Consider the following 15746-nt stretch of genomic DNA (forward strand, 5'->3'; position numbering starts at 1 on the left):
CCGCTCAGTTCGCCGCGTGCCTCGGCCGGGCCCGCCTGCGGGTCGGCTCGGCCAGCCGGATCATCGCGACGATCGCGCGGGCGGCGTCCGGATGGCCGGTGCCGGCGCAGGCAGCGGACATCTTCCCCAGCCGCTCGGCCGAGGTCAGCACCGGGAGCAGGTTGGCCGTCAGCCAGTCGGGGCTCAGCTCGGCGTCATCCACCAGCAGCCCGCCGCCGGCCTCCACCGTCGGCAGCGCGTTACGGCGCTGCTCGCCGTTGCCGTGCGGCAGCGGGACGTACACCGCCGGCAGGCCGACCGCCGCGAGCTCGGCGCACGTCATCGCGCCGGAGCGGCACAGGCTCATGTCGGCCGCCGCGTACGCGGAGGGGATATGGTCGAGATAGGGCACCGCCCGGTAGGGCGCGGCCAGCCCGGCGGGCAGCGCGGCGGCGACCTCGTCGTAGTTCTTCGGCCCGGTGGCGTGCAGCACCTGCACACCCGCGCCGGTCAGCTCCCGCGCCGCGCCGACCAGCGCCGTGTTCAGCGAGCGGGCGCCCTGCGACCCGCCGAAGACGAGCAGGGTGGGACGGTGGGCGTCCAGGCCGTAGCGGGCCCGCGCCGCACGCGCCGCCGGCGCCGAACGGTCCAGGGTGAGGATCTCCGCGCGCAGCGGGATCCCGGTCAGCCTGGACCCGCGCAGCGGGGTGCTGGGGTAGGAGGTGGCCACGAACGGCGTGAGCCGCGCACCCAGCCGGTTGGCGAGGCCGGGCAGCGGGTTGGCCTCGTGCACGACGATCGGCACCCCCAGCCGGCGCGCGGCCACGTAGGCGGGCACGGCGACGTAGCCGCCGAAGCCCACCACGACGTCCGCCCGCACCTCGCGCAGCGTCGCGCGGGCCGCGCCGACGGCGGCCGCCAGCCGCTTCGGCACCGTGAGCAGCGCCGGCGAGGGACGCCGGGGCATCGGCACCTTCGGCACGGTCGCCAGCTCGTAACCGCGGGCCGGGACGAGTTTCGCCTCCAGCCCGGTCTCGGTGCCGAGCAGGGTCACCCGGATCCTGGGGTCGTCCGCGCGCAGCGCGTCGGCGACCGCGAGGGCCGGTTCCACGTGGCCGGCAGTTCCGCCGCCGGCGAGCAGCACACTTCGCAACATCGGGCCTGACGATTCCACATCGGGGCGCCGTCCACGCAACATGGTCGGCCGAACACGCGGGTGCCCTGGCGCGGCCGCTCAGACCGCCGCTCCGGGGGTCTCCACCCGGGCGGCGCGGCGGCGGCGCAGCCACCGCCGCCCGGCCCGCCCCGCCCGGCGTGCCTCGGCCCGTTCCGCCAGGTAGACGACGGCGTCCGGCTCCCGGCGGGCGAAGGCCAGCAGCATCCCCAGCGCGCCCATCGTCGGCAGCAGCGCCGATCCGCCGAAGGACACCAGCGGCAGGGTCACCCCGGTGATCGGCAGCAGTCCGACGACCGCGCCCATGTTCACCACCGCCTGGGCGATGATCCAGGCGGTGACCGCCGTGGCGGCCAGCCGGATGAACAGGTCGTCGCTGCGGTGCGCGATGCGCAGGCCCGCGTAGCCCAGCACGCCGAACAGCGTGACGGTCACCAGGCTCCCGAGCAGGCCGAGCTCCTCACCGATGATCGCGAGGATGAAGTCGGTGTGCACGGCGGGCAGCAGGTCCGGCCACTTCTCCCGGGAGGCGCCCAGGCCCTCCCCCCACCAGCCGCCGGACGACAGCGCGTAGATGCCGTGGACGGCCTGGAAGCCGGTGTTGTTCGGGTCGGCGAAGGGATCCCGGAAGGACATCAGCCGTTCCAGCCGGTACGGCGCGCTGATCGCCAGGACGCTGGCGGCGCCGACCATGCCGCCGAGCAGCCCGGCGTAGATCCGCAGCGGGGTGCCGATCACCCAGAGCACCGCCAGCGGGACCACGGTGACGCAGATCGAGCCGCCCAGGTCGGGCTCGAGCATGAGCAGCAGGTCGATGAACAGGAAGCCGGGTACCACCGGGATGATCAGGTGCTTCCAGTTGACCAGCAGGCGACGCTTGCGGACCAGGACGTCCGAGCACCACAGCACCAGGGTGATCTTGGCGAACTCGCTCGGCTGCAGCGTGTACGGACCGAGCGGGATCCACTGCCGGGAGCCGTTCTCGACATGCCCGATCCCCGGGACGAGCACCGCCATCAGCAGCAGGACGGTCACGCCCAGCAACGGGTAGGCGGCGGCCCGGAAGACCCGGATCGGCAGGCGGCTCGCCACCAGCAGCAGCGGGACGCCGATGCCGGCCCAGGTCGCCTGGCGCAGGAACAGCGTGTAGGCCGAGCCGAAGTCCTGGAAGGACCGCGGGCCGGACGCCGAGAGCACCATGACCAGGCCGAGCAGCAGCAGCAGGCCGGCGGAGGAGAGCAGCAGGTAGTACGAGGCCAGCGGGCGGTCGAGGACGGGTGTGCGGGGATCGCCGGCCCAGCCCCGCCGGGCCCCGGTGGCCTCCGGCCCGCCGGCGCCGGGACTCGGCCCGCCGGCTCCGCCCGGGTCGGTGACCGCCGGGGCGCCCACGGCGCCGCTCGCGCCCGCGCCGGCTGTACCGGCCGCGCCTTTGCCGGTGCGGCCCGCGCCGGTGCCACCCTTGCCGTTGCCGCCCGCGGGCCTCGACCCGGCGACGGCCGTCCCCGGCCCGGTGGTTCGCGCACCCGTCATGCGCTCACTCACGCTCCTCCTCTCCGGTGTCGCGCTGGGAGGGAGAGCGCCGGCGGTCAGCCTCCCCGCGCTCGCACGGCCGCGGCGAACAGGTCGCCGCGCTCCGCGTAGTCACGGAACATGTCCATCGACGCCGCCGCGGGCGCGAGCAGCACCGTGTCGCCCGGTGCCGCGAGCTTCGCGGCGGCCTCCACCGCATCGTCCATGCCCGCGGCCCGTTCCACGGGGACATCGGGGGCGTGTCGGGCGAGAGCCGCGGCCACCTCGTCGGCGCACTGGCCGATCAGGACCACCGCGCGTAGCCCGCGACGGGCCGAGACCACGAGATCGTCGAACTCGAGCCCCTTGTTCAGGCCGCCCGCGATCCACACCACCGACGGGTAGGCGCGCAGCGACGCCGCGGCGGCGTGCGGGTTGGTGGCCTTGCTGTCGTCGACGTAGCGGACCCCGCCGCGCCGGCCGACGGTGACGTTGCGGTGCGCGCCGGGCCGGAACGAGGCGAGCGCCGCGCCGATGGCCGCCGGGTCCACCCCGTCGGCGCGGGCCAGCGCGGCGGCGGCCAGCGCGTTGGCGATGTTGTGCGGTCCCAGCTCCGCGCCGGTGGCGAAGGCGGGGAAACGGTCGTCCCGGAACTGGCCGCCGCCGAACGGGCCGGGCCCGTCGCCGGACCCGGCACCGTCGGTGGACGGCGGGCGACGCCCGGGTGAGCGGCCGGCCGCGCCGAGATCGGCCACCGCGATCAGCCGGCCGCCGGAGAAGGCCCGGTCGACCAGGTAGCCCTGTACGACGGTCAGGTCGGGCCGCGGGGTGGCGTTCGGGTCCAGCCCGAAGGTGACCCGCCGGCCCGGTGCCCGCGACAGCAGCTCCAGGCTCGCCGGGTCGTCCACGTTGCCGACGGCGACGGTGTGCGGGGCGGCCCAGATCCGCGCCTTCGCCGCCGCGTAGGCGGCGGCTCCGCCGTGCCAGTCGAGATGGTCCGGCGCGACGTTGAGGATCACCGCCGCCCGTGGGGCGACGGTGGACGTGTAGTGCAGCTGGAAGCTGGACAGTTCGACGGCCAGCGCGTCGTAGGGCGGCCGGGTCTCGACGGCCGTCACGATGGGCGTGCCGATGTTCCCGGCGGTGGTGGCGCGCCGCCCCCCGGCGACGAGCATCGCGCCGAGCATCTCGGTCGTGGTGGTCTTGCCGTTCGTGCCGGTGACCGCGAGCCAGCGGGACAGGCCCCGCCACCGCCAGGCGAGCTCCACCTCGCCCCACACCGGGACCCCGGCCGCCTCGGCCGCCCGCAGCAGCGGGGTGCCCGGCGGGACACCCGGCGAGGTCACGACGAGCGACGCCGCCCCGACCTCGGCCGGCAGAGCGCCGAGCCGGACCTCGATCCCCGCCGCCCGCAGCCGCTCGGCGGCGGCCCGCTGGGCCGGGCCGTCGGCGGCGTCCACCACGACCACCCGGGCGCCGCGGGCGGCCAGCGCCCCGGCCGCCGCCGCGCCGGAGACGCCCACTCCGACGACCGTGACCTGAGCGCCGGCCAGCCCCGTGCCCGCGAGCTCCGGTGTGGCGGGAGTACTCATGGTCAACCGCCCCCGTGGGAAAGGTACTCGGCGTAGAACAGGCCCAGACCGAACGCCACGGCCAGACCGGAGACGATCCAGAACCGGATGATCACCGTCGTCTCCGGCCACTCAGCGAGCTCGAAGTGATGGTGGATGGGCGCCATGTTGAACACCCGTTTCTTCGTCGCCTTGAAGAACGCTACCTGGATCATGACCGACAGCGTCTCGATGACGAACAGGCCCCCCAGCACGAACAGCAGCAGCTCGGTGCGGCTGACGATCGCGATGCTGGCGAACGCCCCGCCGAGCGCGAGCGAACCGGTGTCCCCCATGAAGATCTTCGCCGGGCTGGCGTTCCACCACAGGAAGCCGAAACAGGCCCCCATCGCGGCGGCCGAGACCAGGGCGACGTCGAGCGGGTCACGCACGTAGTAGCAGCCCTCGGTCAGCGCCCCGGACTCGCAGACGTTGCCGAACTGCCAGAAGGAAATCACCACGTAGGCGCCGAAGACCATCGCGGACGTGCCGGCGGCCAGACCGTCCAGGCCGTCGGTGAGGTTCACCGCGTTCGAGGTGGCGGCGATGATGATCCAGGCGAGCAGCGGGAACCCGATCAGGCCGATCGAGAACCCGGTGTCGCGCACCACCGAGATGAACGTCGAGCCCGGCAGCAGCCCGCCGTCGTTCTTGAACCGGACGGCCAGCAGCCCGAACGCCAGCGCGACCGCGGCCTGGCCGGCGAACTTCGTCCGGGCCGTCAGCCCCAGGCTGCGCTGCTTGCGGATCTTGATGTAGTCGTCCAGGAAGCCCACCAGGCCCAGGCCCGTCATCACCATCAGGACCAGCAGGCCCGAGGCGGTGAAGCCGATGCCGGTGACCAGGTGCGAGACGAAGTACCCGGCGAGGGTGGCGAGGATGATGACGGTGCCGCCCATGGTGGGCGTGCCGCGCTTGGTCAGGTGGCTCGACGGCCCGTCCTCACGGATCTCCTGCCCGTAGCCCTGCCGCCGGAAGAAGCGGATCACCGACGGGGTGCCGAGCAGGGAGATGACCAGCGCGACCAGTGCCGCGAAGAGAACTCCTCTCACGCGAGCGTCACCCGCGCACGCCTGGTTCGCCGGAGTGTCCCACCGTGTTCCACGTGTTCTCGATCCCCTCGATCGCGGCGCCGGCGGCGCCGTCCCGCCGGCCCGCTGGGCCGGCCACACCATCCGCGGTCAGCCCCGTGGCCACCCGCTCGAGCCCGAACGACCGGCTCGCCTTCACCAGAACCACATCACCCGGGCGGACCTGCGCGGCCAGCAGCGCGACCGCCTCGTCCACCCCGGGCACCCAGGTCGACTCGCCGGCCCAGGCACCCTCCCGCGCCGCCGCCTGGTGCACCCGGCGCGCCCCGGCGCCGACCGCGACCAGCCGCGACACGCCCAGCTCGGCGGCGAGCCGCCCCAGGGTGTCGTGCGCGTCGTCCGCGGCGGCGCCGAGCTCGCCCATCGGGCCCAGCACCGCCCACGCCCGCCCGGCGCCCCGCAGGTCCATCAGCGCGGCCAGGGCCGCGCCCATCGACTCGGGGTTCGCGTTGTAGGCGTCGTTGAGCACGACCACGCCGGACGGCGTGGTCGTCACCTCCATCCGCCACCGGCTGCGCGGGCGGGCCTCCTCCAGCGCCGCCGCGGCCTCGGCCGGCGCGAGGCCGAGCGAGATCGCCACCGCCGCGGCGGCCAGCGCGTTGGCCACCTGGTGCCCGCCGACCAGACCGAGGCGCAGCCGGTGCCGCTCACCGCCGGCCAGCAGGTCGAACGCGGCCCGGCCGTCGCCGCCCACCTCGACGCGCTCGGCGCGGACATCCGCCGCCGCGGCGCGGCCGAAGGTGACCACCCGCGCGCCGGCGCGGCCGGCCATCGCCGCCACCAGCGGGTCGTCGGCGTTCAGCACGACCAGGTCGGTGGCCGCCTCGGCCAGCTCGCCCTTCGCCGCGGCGATGCCGTCGCGCCCGTCGGCGTACTCCCCGACGTGCGCCGACCCGACGTTGAGCACCAGACCGACCCGCGGGCGGGCGACCGCGCACAGCGTCGCGATGTGCCCGAGGCCGCGGGCGCCCATCTCCAGCACCACGAACGCGGTGTCGGGCTCGGTGCGCAGCAGGGTCAGCGGCAGCCCGATCTCGTTGTTGAACGAGCCCGGCGCGGCGACCGTCGGGCCGAGCCGGCCCAGCAGGTCGGCCAGCAGGTCCTTGGTGGTCGTCTTGCCGGCCGAGCCGGTCACCCCGACCACGGTCGCCGGGGCGAGGTCGCGCAGGTGCGCGGCGAGCGCGGCGAGCGCCGCCACCGGGTCGGCGACGACGACGGTGGGCACGCCCGTCTCCCGGGCGCCGAGGGCGGCCACCGCGCCGGCCGCGACCGCGCCGGCGGCGAAGTCGTGGCCGTCCACCCGCTCACCGGGCAGGGCGACGAACAGCGCCCCCGGGCCGGCCTGACGGGAGTCGATCACCACTGAGGTGACCGGGGCCAACCGGTCCGCGCCGGCGGTGAGCCGGCCACCGGTGGCGGCGGCGACCTCGGCGAGCGTCAGCGCGATCATCGGCTCACCGCCCCCGACAGCGCGGCGCGCAGCACCTCGCGGTCGTCGAACGGCGTGACGACACCGGCGACGTCCTGCCCGCTCTCGTGCCCCTTGCCGGCCACGATCACCGCGTCGGCGGGCCCGGCGGCGCCGACCGCCCGCGCGATCGCGCGCGCCCGGTCGGGCTCCACGGCGATCTCGCCCGCGCCCGGGGCGTCGCGGGCACCGGCCAGCATCTGCTCGAGGATGCGCGCCGGGTCCTCGGACCGGGGGTTGTCACTGGTGAACACCGCCAGGTCGGCCAGCCGCGCCGCCGCCGCGCCCATCAGCGGGCGCTTGGCGCGGTCCCGGTCCCCACCGCAGCCGAGGACGACGATCACCCGCCCGGTCACGATCGGGCGCACGGTGGCGAGCAGCGTCTCGACCGCGTCGGGGGTGTGGGCGTAGTCGACGAGGGCGAGGAACGGCTGGCCGGCGTCGATCCGCTCCATCCGGCCCGGGACCCCCGGCAGAGCCGAGATGCCCTCGGCCGCCGCCTCCAGCGGGACGCCGACGGCGGCCAGCAGCGCGAGGGCGCCCAGCGCGTTGGCGACGTTGAACCGACCCGGCAGGGCGAGGGAGAGGTCCGCCTTCGCGCCGTCCGGGCCGAGCGCGCGGAACACGCTGCCGCCCGGCCCGGCGACGACGTCCTCCGGCCACCAGTCGGCCGGGCGCCCGGTCACCGAGTAGGTGCGCGCGTCCGGGCGCAGCGCCGCGAGCCGGCGGCCCCAGTCGTCGTCGACGCAGACCACGGCGGCCGCGCTGCGGGCCGGCTCGAACAGCGCCGCCTTCGCCGCGAAGTAGTCCTCCATCGTCGGATGGAAGTCGAGATGGTCCTGGCTGAGGTTGGTGAAGGCGGCGCCGGCGAAGCGCAGCGCGTCCACCCGGTGCTGGGCCAGCGCGTGGCTCGACACCTCCATCGACGCCGCCCCGGCCCCGCGCTCCACCATCGTCGCGAGCAGCGCCTGCAGGTCGCCGGACTCGGGCGTCGTGCGCACCGAGGGCACCACCGTTCCGGCCACCCGGGTCTGCACCGTGCCGAGCAGGCCCGTGGTGTACCCGGCGGCGCGCAGACCGGCGTCCAGCAGGAAGGCGGTGGTGGTCTTGCCGTTCGTGCCGGTGACCCCGAGCAGGGTCAGCGCGCCCGACGGGTCGCCGTAGATCCAGGCGGCGGCCGGCGCCAGGTCGCGGCGCGGGTCGTCGGTGACGAGCACGGGCACCGCGAGCCGGCCGGCCAGCGCCGCGGCGCCGCCCGGGTCGGTGAGGACGGCGACGGCGCCGGCGGCGACGGCGCCCGCCGCGAAGTCGGCGCCGTGCGCGTGCGCGCCGGGCAGCGCCGCGTAGAGGTCACCCGGCAGCACCGCGCGCGAGTCGTGGGTCACGCCGGTGAGGACGACACCGGCGAGGGCCGCCCCACCCGACGGACCGGGCGCGACGGTGACGGATCTGAGGACGTCGGGCAGCGCGGTGAGCGACCGCGGTGACGGCGCTGCCGGACGTAGTGCCGGGGTGGTCACGGGGACGACCTTAGTGGGCGGACAGGCGGGGGATCCGCACGGGCGCCGTGGACGGCGGTGGTCCACCGGGCTGGCGCGGAGGTGTCGGGACAGCCCGGACCAAACCGACGGTGGCCACCGGCCCCGGCCGGGCGGTTCGGACGGCCCGGCCCGGCGGCCCGTCTCCCCGTTCGGGGCGCGCCCGGGGCGTCCTCAGCGGTCGAGGTCCAGTACCAGCGGTTCGGGCCTGGTCCCCGGCGGTGGCACGCCCAGCGTGGTGAGGGCGAAGCTCATCACCCGCTGGAACACGGGCGCGGCGACCTCGCCGCCGTAGAAGCTCTTGCGCGGGTGGTCGAGCACGACCTCCACGACGACCTGGGGGTCGTCGGCCGGGGCGAAGCCGATGAACGTCGAGACGTAGCCGTCGTAGCCGCCGTTGACCGGGTCGTACCGCTTGGCCGTGCCCGTCTTGCCCGCGACCCGGTACCCGGCGACCTCGGCCGCCGGAGCGGTGCCCTCCGTCGACGCGACGGCCTCCAGCATGCGGGTGAGCGTGGCGGCGGTCTCCGGGGAGACCACCCGGCGCTCGGGAGCCGGTGCGGTGGGCCGGGTGACGCCGTCCGGGCCGGTGACCGCGTCCACCAGCCGCGGCGCGACCCGCATGCCGCCGTTGGCCACCGTCGCGTAGACCGACGCCATCTGCAGGGCCGTGGCCGAGGTGCCCTGGCCGTAGGCGATGGTCGCCGCCTGGCTGCCCGACCAGTCGGCGGCCGGCGGCAGGATGCCGGCGGCCTCACCGGGGAAGTCGACCTCGGTCGTCCGGCCCAGCCCGAACGCGCGCATCATCTGCTCGAGGTTGTCGTTGCCGACCTTCTCGGCGACCAGCACCGTCCCGATGTTGCTGGAGCGGGCGAGCACCCCGGCCGCGGTGAGGTGCTCGGTGCCGTGCGGCTCCGAATCGTTGATCGTCACCCCGCCCCGTTCGAGGGACGGCGGCACGGTGATCGGGGTCGTCGTCTCGATCAGGTTCCGGTCGAGCGCGGCGGCCATGGTGATGACCTTGTTGACGCTGCCGGGCTCGAAGGCCTGGCCGGTGGAACGGTTCCCGATCGCGTCGAGGTCCCGGTCGGTGATGTTGTTCGGGTCGAACTGGGGGGCGTCGGCCATCGCGAGCAGGTCACCGGTCTTCGGGTTCATCACGACGATGGTGCCGCCGTCGGCCTCCGAGCTCCGCACCGCCTCGGCGATCTCGCCCTGGGCGTTCCACTGGATGTCCTTGTCGATGGTCAGGCGCACCGTGGAGCCGCTGACCGGGTCCTTCTCCACGCTCTGCGCCGAGGGGATCTCCCGCCCGGACGGGTCGGCCTCGATCTGGCGGCGCCCGTCCGTCCCGCGCAGCACGCTGTCGTAGGCCAGTTCCAGGCCGCCGGCACCCACGATCGTGTCGTTCTCACCGAGTTTGGTGAAGCCGACGAAGTTGGCGCCCAGAGTCTGCGCGGGGTACCAGCGCCCCCGCTCGGGCAGGACGCCGATGCCGCGCAGGCCCAGCTTCTCGACCTCGTCCCCGACCGCCTGGTCGAGGCGACGGCCCAGGTACACGAAGCGCACCTTGGGATTGTTGGACGTCATGTCCTTGCGCAGCGCGTTCTCGGACTTGCCGAGCAGGGGGGCCAACTTGCGCGCCGCGTCGACGACCTCGGCCCCGCGTATCAGGAACGGGTCGGCGTACACGGCCCGGCGCTCGACGTCCTGCGCCAGCGGGTAGCCATGCCGGTCGGTGATCATGCCACGGTCGGCGTGCAGGACGGACTTGCGCAGCCGCTCCTGCTCGGCCTGCTCCGCGTAGTTCGACGAGGCGAAGCCCTGCAGCTGCGCGAGCCGGCCGGCGATCACGACCAGCACCGCGATCATCAGCACCACCGACACCCGGACCCGGCGGCGGGGGCTGGCGAGGACGAACGGGCGCGGCGGCCGCGGCGGCGCGCCCCCGAGCCCGCGGCGGATCGGGGTGGCCCGGTTGCGGCCCGCCCCGCCACCTGTCGAACGCGGTCGCCGGACGGGACGGACCTGCCCGGACGCCGTCCTGGTGGCCGCCCCCCGCGTCGGGTTACGCCGGGTGGTGGCCCCGCGGGTCGCCGCCTCGCGTGGGGCCCGCTCCCGGCCGGCCGGGTCACGACCGGTCTGGTCGCGGCGGAGCTGCTCACGACGGAGCTGCTCACGCGGTGTCGCCGAACCGGTGGCCGCGCTGCGCAGCGGCGACACCCGTGGGGACGACCGACCCGACCGCGACGTCGCGGACCGGGACGCCGCCGCCCGGGCCGTGGCCGACCGGCGCTCCCGTCCGGCCGTCGCGGGCCGGGGACGGCGCGCCGTCCGTTCCGCGGCCGCGGTGGCGGCGTCGTCCCAGGCCTGGTCGTCGAGGTCGTCGTAGTGGCCATGATCGCCGCGGCGATCATGGCCGGCATGGTCGGCGCGGCGGGTGTCCTGGCGCCGGTCGTCACGTGACCGGTCGGCTTCGTAGCCGCGTCGGCCGGCACCGTCGCGGTCGCTGCCGGGCCGGGCCCCGCCGTACCGGTCGCCGCCGCGGGGGCTCGGGGTCACCCGGCCGCGACCGCCGTCCGGGTCACGGCCGGAGAACCGGCGCACGGACGGATCGAGCAGGTCGTCACCTTCCTGGCGCGCGGACCGCGCGTCCGGGCTCCCCGGGTTCGGGTTCGTGACGAGGCGGAGTCGGCTCCGACCGCGGCCGGAGGACGAACCGCGGGTCGTCGGGCTCACTGACCGGCTCCCGCCTCTCCGTCGGTCCGGGTACCGGCCTGCGGATCGGCGGCGGACGCGGCCGCCCCGTCGCCGCCGGCGCCCGACTGCGCGGCCGCGTCGGGCTGGGTGGAACCGCCGGGCTGAGCGGAGGTGTCGGGCTGGGTCGCCGCGGGAGCCGCCGCCGTGGGGTCGGCCGCCGGAGCCGGAGCCGGCGTCGGGGCCGGGACCACGACGAGCAGCATGCCGCTGCCCGCGCCCTGGCTCAGGACGTGCGCCCCGGGCGGCAGCGGCGCGTTCGCCGGCAGGTACTCGCGAACGCCGCCGGGCACCGGCACCATCCCGAGCTGGTTCGCGCGGGCGGCGAGCTGCCCCGGATCGGACTGCTCGTCGAGCTGGAGCGAGAGCTGCTGTTCCTGCCGGGTCAGCTCGGCGGACTGCCGCTCGAGCTCGTCGGCATGGAAGGAGTTCTCCATCAGCGCCGTGTTGAGCAGGAGCAGCGACAGCAGCCCCGCCCCCATCAGCACCAGCAGCAGCACCACGAACGGCCCGCGCGGCGCCGTCGAGCGCGCCGGCACCCGCAGCCCCGGCAGCCGCGGGCGGGCTCCCCGCCGCAGTGGTGAGTCGAGCAGGGGAACCGTGGTCGCGCCGACCGCCATCGCGGACGGCAGCCGACCCGCTCCGGATCGGCCCGTCGCCGGTCGAGCGGTGGACGTCCGGGCGGTGGCCGCCCGTCCCGCACCCGAGCGCGCGCCGGCGGGTCGGGCCGGGACGGTGTGCCCCGCGGTCGTGCGCGCGCCGGTCGCACGGGTGGCGGCTGTGCGGGTGGCGGTCGCCCGGGCGGTGCTGACCGAACCGGCGGTGCTGACCGAACCGGCGGTGGTGGCCGAACGGGCGGCCGGCACGGCGCCGGCGTACGCGTCCTCCCCGACGGGCGGCTCACCCTGCGGGCGGCGACCCGCCGACGCGCGGTCGTCGGCCGTGGCGTCGACGGACGCCGGCCCGCCGACCGCGGTCCCGCCGAGCGTGTGGTCGCCGGCCACCGGCCCGGCAGGGGCCGCCCCGCCGTATCCGAGGTCGCCGTAGGCGCCGTAGGCGGAGTCGTCCTGGCCGGGGCGGCCGTAGCCGGTCTCGCCGTACGGCGCGTCCTCGTAGGGCACGTTCTCGTCGGGCACGCCGCCGTAGAACGCACTGTCGTAGGCGACGCCGTCATAGGCCGCACTGCCATCGGGCACGGTGCCGTAGGGCGCGTTCTCGTAGGGCGTGTCGTCGTAGCCGGTGCTCTCGAACGCGGCGACGTCGTAGGCGTACGCGGTGCCGTCGGGCGCGGCGCCCGGGTAGGCGGCCGCGTCGTGGTCTGTCGCCTGGTACTCGGGGCCGGACGCGCGATGACCCGGACGGGCGCGACCGCTGCGGGGCAGCGGGTTCGCGGGAGCGGTCATCGGACACCTCCGGTCGGGTTGTGCGCGCGGCCCGGTTCGGCCGCCGTGCGTTCCGCCGCGCGCAGCCGGACCGACCCGGCGCGCGCGTTCTGTTCGATCTCGGTGTCGGAGGCCGGCTCCGCGCCGCGGGTCAGCCAGCGCAGCGTCGGCTGGGCGTCCGGTGGGATGACCGGCATGTCCGGCGGGACGGAGGGCACCGAGCGCGGTGTCAGTGCCCGCTTCACCAGCCGGTCCTCCAGGGAGTGATAGGAGAGGACGACCAGGCGGCCCCCCACGGCCAGCGCGTCGAAGGCGGCGGGCACCGCGCGCTCGAGCACCTCGAGCTCGGAGTTCACCTCGATGCGCAGCGCCTGGAAGGTGCGCTTGGCCGGGTTGCCGCCGGTGCGGCGCGCCGCCGCCGGGATGGCGTCGCGGACCAGGTCCACCAGCCGGGCGGAGGTGGTGAACGGCGCCGACTGGCGCTGGGTCACCACCGCCCGGGCGATCCGGCGCGCGAACCGCTCCTCGCCGTACTCCCGCAGTATCCGGGTCAGCGCGTCGACGTCGTACTCGTTGAGGACGTCGGCCGCGGTGGGGCCGCGTTCCTGGTCCATCCGCATGTCCAGCGGGGCGTCCCGGGAGTAGGCGAAGCCGCGTTCGTCCAGGTCCAGCTGCATGGAGGAGACACCGAGGTCGAACAGGACGCCGTCCACCGCCGGCACGCCGAGCCGCTCGAGCACGTCGGGCAGCTGGTCGTAGACGGCGTGCTCGAGGTCGACGCGGTCACCCAGGCCGCACAGCCGGCGCCGGCTGTGCTCGAGGGCGGTGGTGTCCCGGTCGAGGCCGATGAGGCGGGCCTGCGGGAACGCCTCGAGCAGCGCGTGCGAGTGCCCGCCCAGCCCGACCGTGGCGTCGACGACGACCGCTCCGGGGCGGCGCAGTGCGGGGGCGAGCAGGTCGATCACGCGCTCGGTCAGCACCGGCGTGTGCGTGACGTCCACTGCCAACCCCTCGGCCGCTCGTCGGATCTGGTGTTTCGGATATACGGGCGGACACGCCGACGCGGTGCCGAGAGCTGCGGTGGCGGGAGTGCGGTCCCCGGCGGCCATCGGGAAGGGGACGGCCGGAGGAGTCGTACACCCAGGTCCCGCCCCGCTCGGTCCGCCGGACGCCGGGGAAGTGGTGTCCGGTGGGAGCGGGGGGAGACCTCGACAGACGACCGGATGGAGACGCGACGCCTTCGACGACTCAGATGACTCCGGGCAGGACCTCCTCCGACAGCTCGGCGAAGGTCTCCTCCTGGTCGGCGAGGTAGGTGTCCCAACGCTGGGAGTCCCAGATCTCGACCCGGGTGTTGGCGCCGTTGACCACGCACTCGCGGACCAGCCCCGCGTACGCCCGCAGTGGCGGCGGGATGGTGATCCGCCCCTGGCGGTCGGGCACGTCGTCGGAGGCTGACGAGAAGAAGACGCGGCTGTAGTCGCGAAGCGCCTTCGCGGTGACCGGAGCGGTACGGAGGGACTCACTGATGCGGGTGAACTCCGCCAAGGGGAACACGTAGAGACAACGTTCCTGCCCCTTCGTGATCACTAGCCCCCCCTCCAGCTCTTCGCGGAACTTCGCAGGCAGGGTTAGCCGCCCCTTGTCGTCCAGCCGCGGAGTGTGGCTGCCGAGAAACACCGGAGCCTCCCCGCCGGGCTCGGAGAGACGGGCCGCGACCACCAGACGACGGCTGGTTCACCAGACGACGGCTACCCGCGAGCTCCCCACCCCCACTGCGCGCCACTCTACCCCACTCCCCCCCACCCGACACCCCCACGACACCCCGCTCTGCCCCACTGCTCCCACTCCGGGCTCAGGGGTCGGATGCGTTCCGTAGGGAGGCTGGTATAAATCGCCGCAAACCAGGTTGATACACGACAGTCAGGCAGCGAAAAAGGGAACAAATGACCCCTCGCCCGGGTGCGGACGACCGGGCCGCACTTCACGGCCACGGGCACGCCGACGGTCAGCATCGACCAGTCCCCCCGGGACCCCCCTCTTGGATGTCACACTTGTGGGGGAGTGCTCCGCGCCAGGATCATGTCCGGGCTGTTCCGGGGTCGATTCCGAGGCGGTATCCAGGGCGGCGGCGGTGCCCTCGCGCATGACGTCCCCGCACCGGGGGCGACGACCGGGACACGTGATCCGAAGGAGGCCCGCACCGTGGTGACGGAGCCGGGAGTACTGCGCTGGCGCGACCCGGCGGGCGCCATCGATCATCTGGCCGAGGTCGCCGACCGGATCGGCCACTCGGTGGAGACCGTCATCGACGGCAAGTCCGATGTGGTCCGGACGGCGCTGGTGGTCCTGTTCGCCGAGGGCCACCTGCTCATCGAGGACGTGCCGGGCGTCGGCAAGACGATGCTCGCCAAGGCCCTCGCCCGCTCGATCGACGCCCGGGTGCGGCGGATCCAGTTCACCCCGGACCTGCTCCCCAGTGACGTGACCGGGGTCAGCGTCTACAACCAGGGCACCCGCGACTTCGAGTTCCGGCCGGGCCCGGTGTTCGCGAACATCGTGGTCGGCGACGAGATCAACCGGGCCGAGCCCAAGGCCCAGTCCGCCCTCCTGGAGTGCATGGAGGAGCAGCAGGTGACCGTGGACGGTGTCACCTACCGTCTCGAGGCCCCCTTCATGGTCGTGGCCACCCAGAACCCGATCGAGATGGACGGCACCCGGGCGCTGCCCGAGGCCCAGCGCGACCGTTTCACCGCCCGGATCTCGATGGGCTATCCCTCGCCCACCGCCGAGCTGGCGATGCTCGACAACCACGGCCAGAGCGACCCGCTGGTCAACGTCGTCCCGGTCACCACCGCGGCCGAGGTCGCCAAACTGGCGAACGCGGCGCGCTCGGTGCACGTCTCCGGCGAGGTCCGCCAGTACATCGTCGATCTGGTCGGGGCCACCCGAAGACACCCGGAGATCACACTGGGCGCGTCACCGCGGGCCGCGCTGCACCTGATCCGCACCGCGCGGGCGCACGCCGCGATCAACCGGCGCGGTTACGTGCTCCCCGACGACGTCCAGGCGGTCGCCGGCCCGGTGCTGGCGCACAGGCTGCTGCTGCATCCCGAGATCATGCTGTCGGGCGAGCCGACGAACGACGTCGCGGCCCGGATCGTGACCGACCTGATCGCCCGGATCCCGATCGCCCGGCAGGACCCGGCACGTCCCTCGCGACGTGGCCGTTAGGGAC

At 75.0% G+C, this 15746-nt stretch carries 11 protein-coding genes; 1 reads left to right on the forward strand and 10 read right to left on the reverse strand.

Annotated features, from left to right (window positions below):
• Window positions 1-4: 4 nt before the first annotated feature.
• The 10 genes from murG to mraZ form a co-directional block, all read right to left on the reverse strand.
• Window positions 5-1135, reverse strand: coding sequence for an undecaprenyldiphospho-muramoylpentapeptide beta-N-acetylglucosaminyltransferase (murG, locus tag B056_RS0101095; protein ID WP_026239191.1), 1131 nt, complete (start codon window positions 1133-1135; stop codon window positions 5-7).
• Window positions 1136-1213: 78 nt separating this feature from the next.
• The gene (ftsW, locus tag B056_RS0101100; protein ID WP_018500056.1) at window positions 1214-2683 is read right to left on the reverse strand and encodes a putative lipid II flippase FtsW; all 1470 of its coding nucleotides are present in this window, start codon (window positions 2681-2683) and stop codon (window positions 1214-1216) included.
• 56 nt (window positions 2684-2739) lie between these two features.
• The gene (murD, locus tag B056_RS0101105) at window positions 2740-4254 is read right to left on the reverse strand and encodes a UDP-N-acetylmuramoyl-L-alanine--D-glutamate ligase (RefSeq protein ID WP_018500057.1); all 1515 of its coding nucleotides are present in this window, start codon (window positions 4252-4254) and stop codon (window positions 2740-2742) included.
• A 2-nt stretch (window positions 4255-4256) separates the two neighbouring features.
• On the reverse strand, window positions 4257-5324 hold the full coding sequence (gene mraY, locus B056_RS0101110) for a phospho-N-acetylmuramoyl-pentapeptide-transferase (protein ID WP_018500058.1): 1068 nt from the start codon (window positions 5322-5324) through the stop codon (window positions 4257-4259).
• 7 nt (window positions 5325-5331) lie between these two features.
• Window positions 5332-6813: a UDP-N-acetylmuramoyl-tripeptide--D-alanyl-D-alanine ligase gene (locus tag B056_RS0101115; protein WP_018500059.1), complete on the reverse strand. Its 1482-nt coding sequence runs from the start codon at window positions 6811-6813 to the stop codon at window positions 5332-5334.
• Complete coding sequence (locus B056_RS0101120) at window positions 6810-8351, reverse strand: UDP-N-acetylmuramoyl-L-alanyl-D-glutamate--2,6-diaminopimelate ligase (protein WP_018500060.1); 1542 nt, start codon at window positions 8349-8351, stop codon at window positions 6810-6812. The genes B056_RS0101115 and B056_RS0101120 overlap by 4 nt, the downstream gene beginning before the upstream one ends.
• 192 nt (window positions 8352-8543) lie before the next feature.
• Window positions 8544-11108 carry a peptidoglycan D,D-transpeptidase FtsI family protein gene (locus B056_RS0101125; protein WP_018500061.1) on the reverse strand — a complete coding sequence of 855 codons (2565 nt, stop codon included), beginning with the start codon at window positions 11106-11108 and terminating at the stop codon, window positions 8544-8546.
• A complete protein-coding gene (locus tag B056_RS0101130; protein ID WP_018500062.1) occupies window positions 11105-12529 on the reverse strand; it encodes a hypothetical protein in 1425 nt (474 codons plus the stop codon). Before B056_RS0101130 ends, B056_RS0101125 begins: the two co-directional genes overlap by 4 nt.
• Entirely contained in the window at window positions 12526-13509 is a 984-nt protein-coding gene (gene rsmH / locus B056_RS0101135) for a 16S rRNA (cytosine(1402)-N(4))-methyltransferase RsmH (protein WP_018500063.1), read from the reverse strand. Before rsmH ends, B056_RS0101130 begins: the two co-directional genes overlap by 4 nt.
• Before the next feature lie 247 nt (window positions 13510-13756).
• Window positions 13757-14188, reverse strand: a complete 432-nt coding sequence (gene mraZ, locus B056_RS0101140; protein WP_026239192.1) for a division/cell wall cluster transcriptional repressor MraZ — start codon at window positions 14186-14188, stop codon at window positions 13757-13759.
• A gap of 525 nt (window positions 14189-14713) precedes the next feature.
• Between mraZ and B056_RS0101145 the strand changes: the two genes are divergently transcribed.
• Window positions 14714-15742 (forward strand): AAA family ATPase, encoded by a 1029-nt coding sequence (locus B056_RS0101145; protein ID WP_026239193.1) that lies wholly within the window; start codon window positions 14714-14716, stop codon window positions 15740-15742.
• The last annotated feature ends 4 nt before the right edge of the window (window positions 15743-15746 follow it).

This window comes from Parafrankia discariae, from assembly GCF_000373365.1.
Lineage (GTDB): Bacteria > Actinomycetota > Actinomycetes > Frankiales > Frankiaceae > Parafrankia > Parafrankia discariae.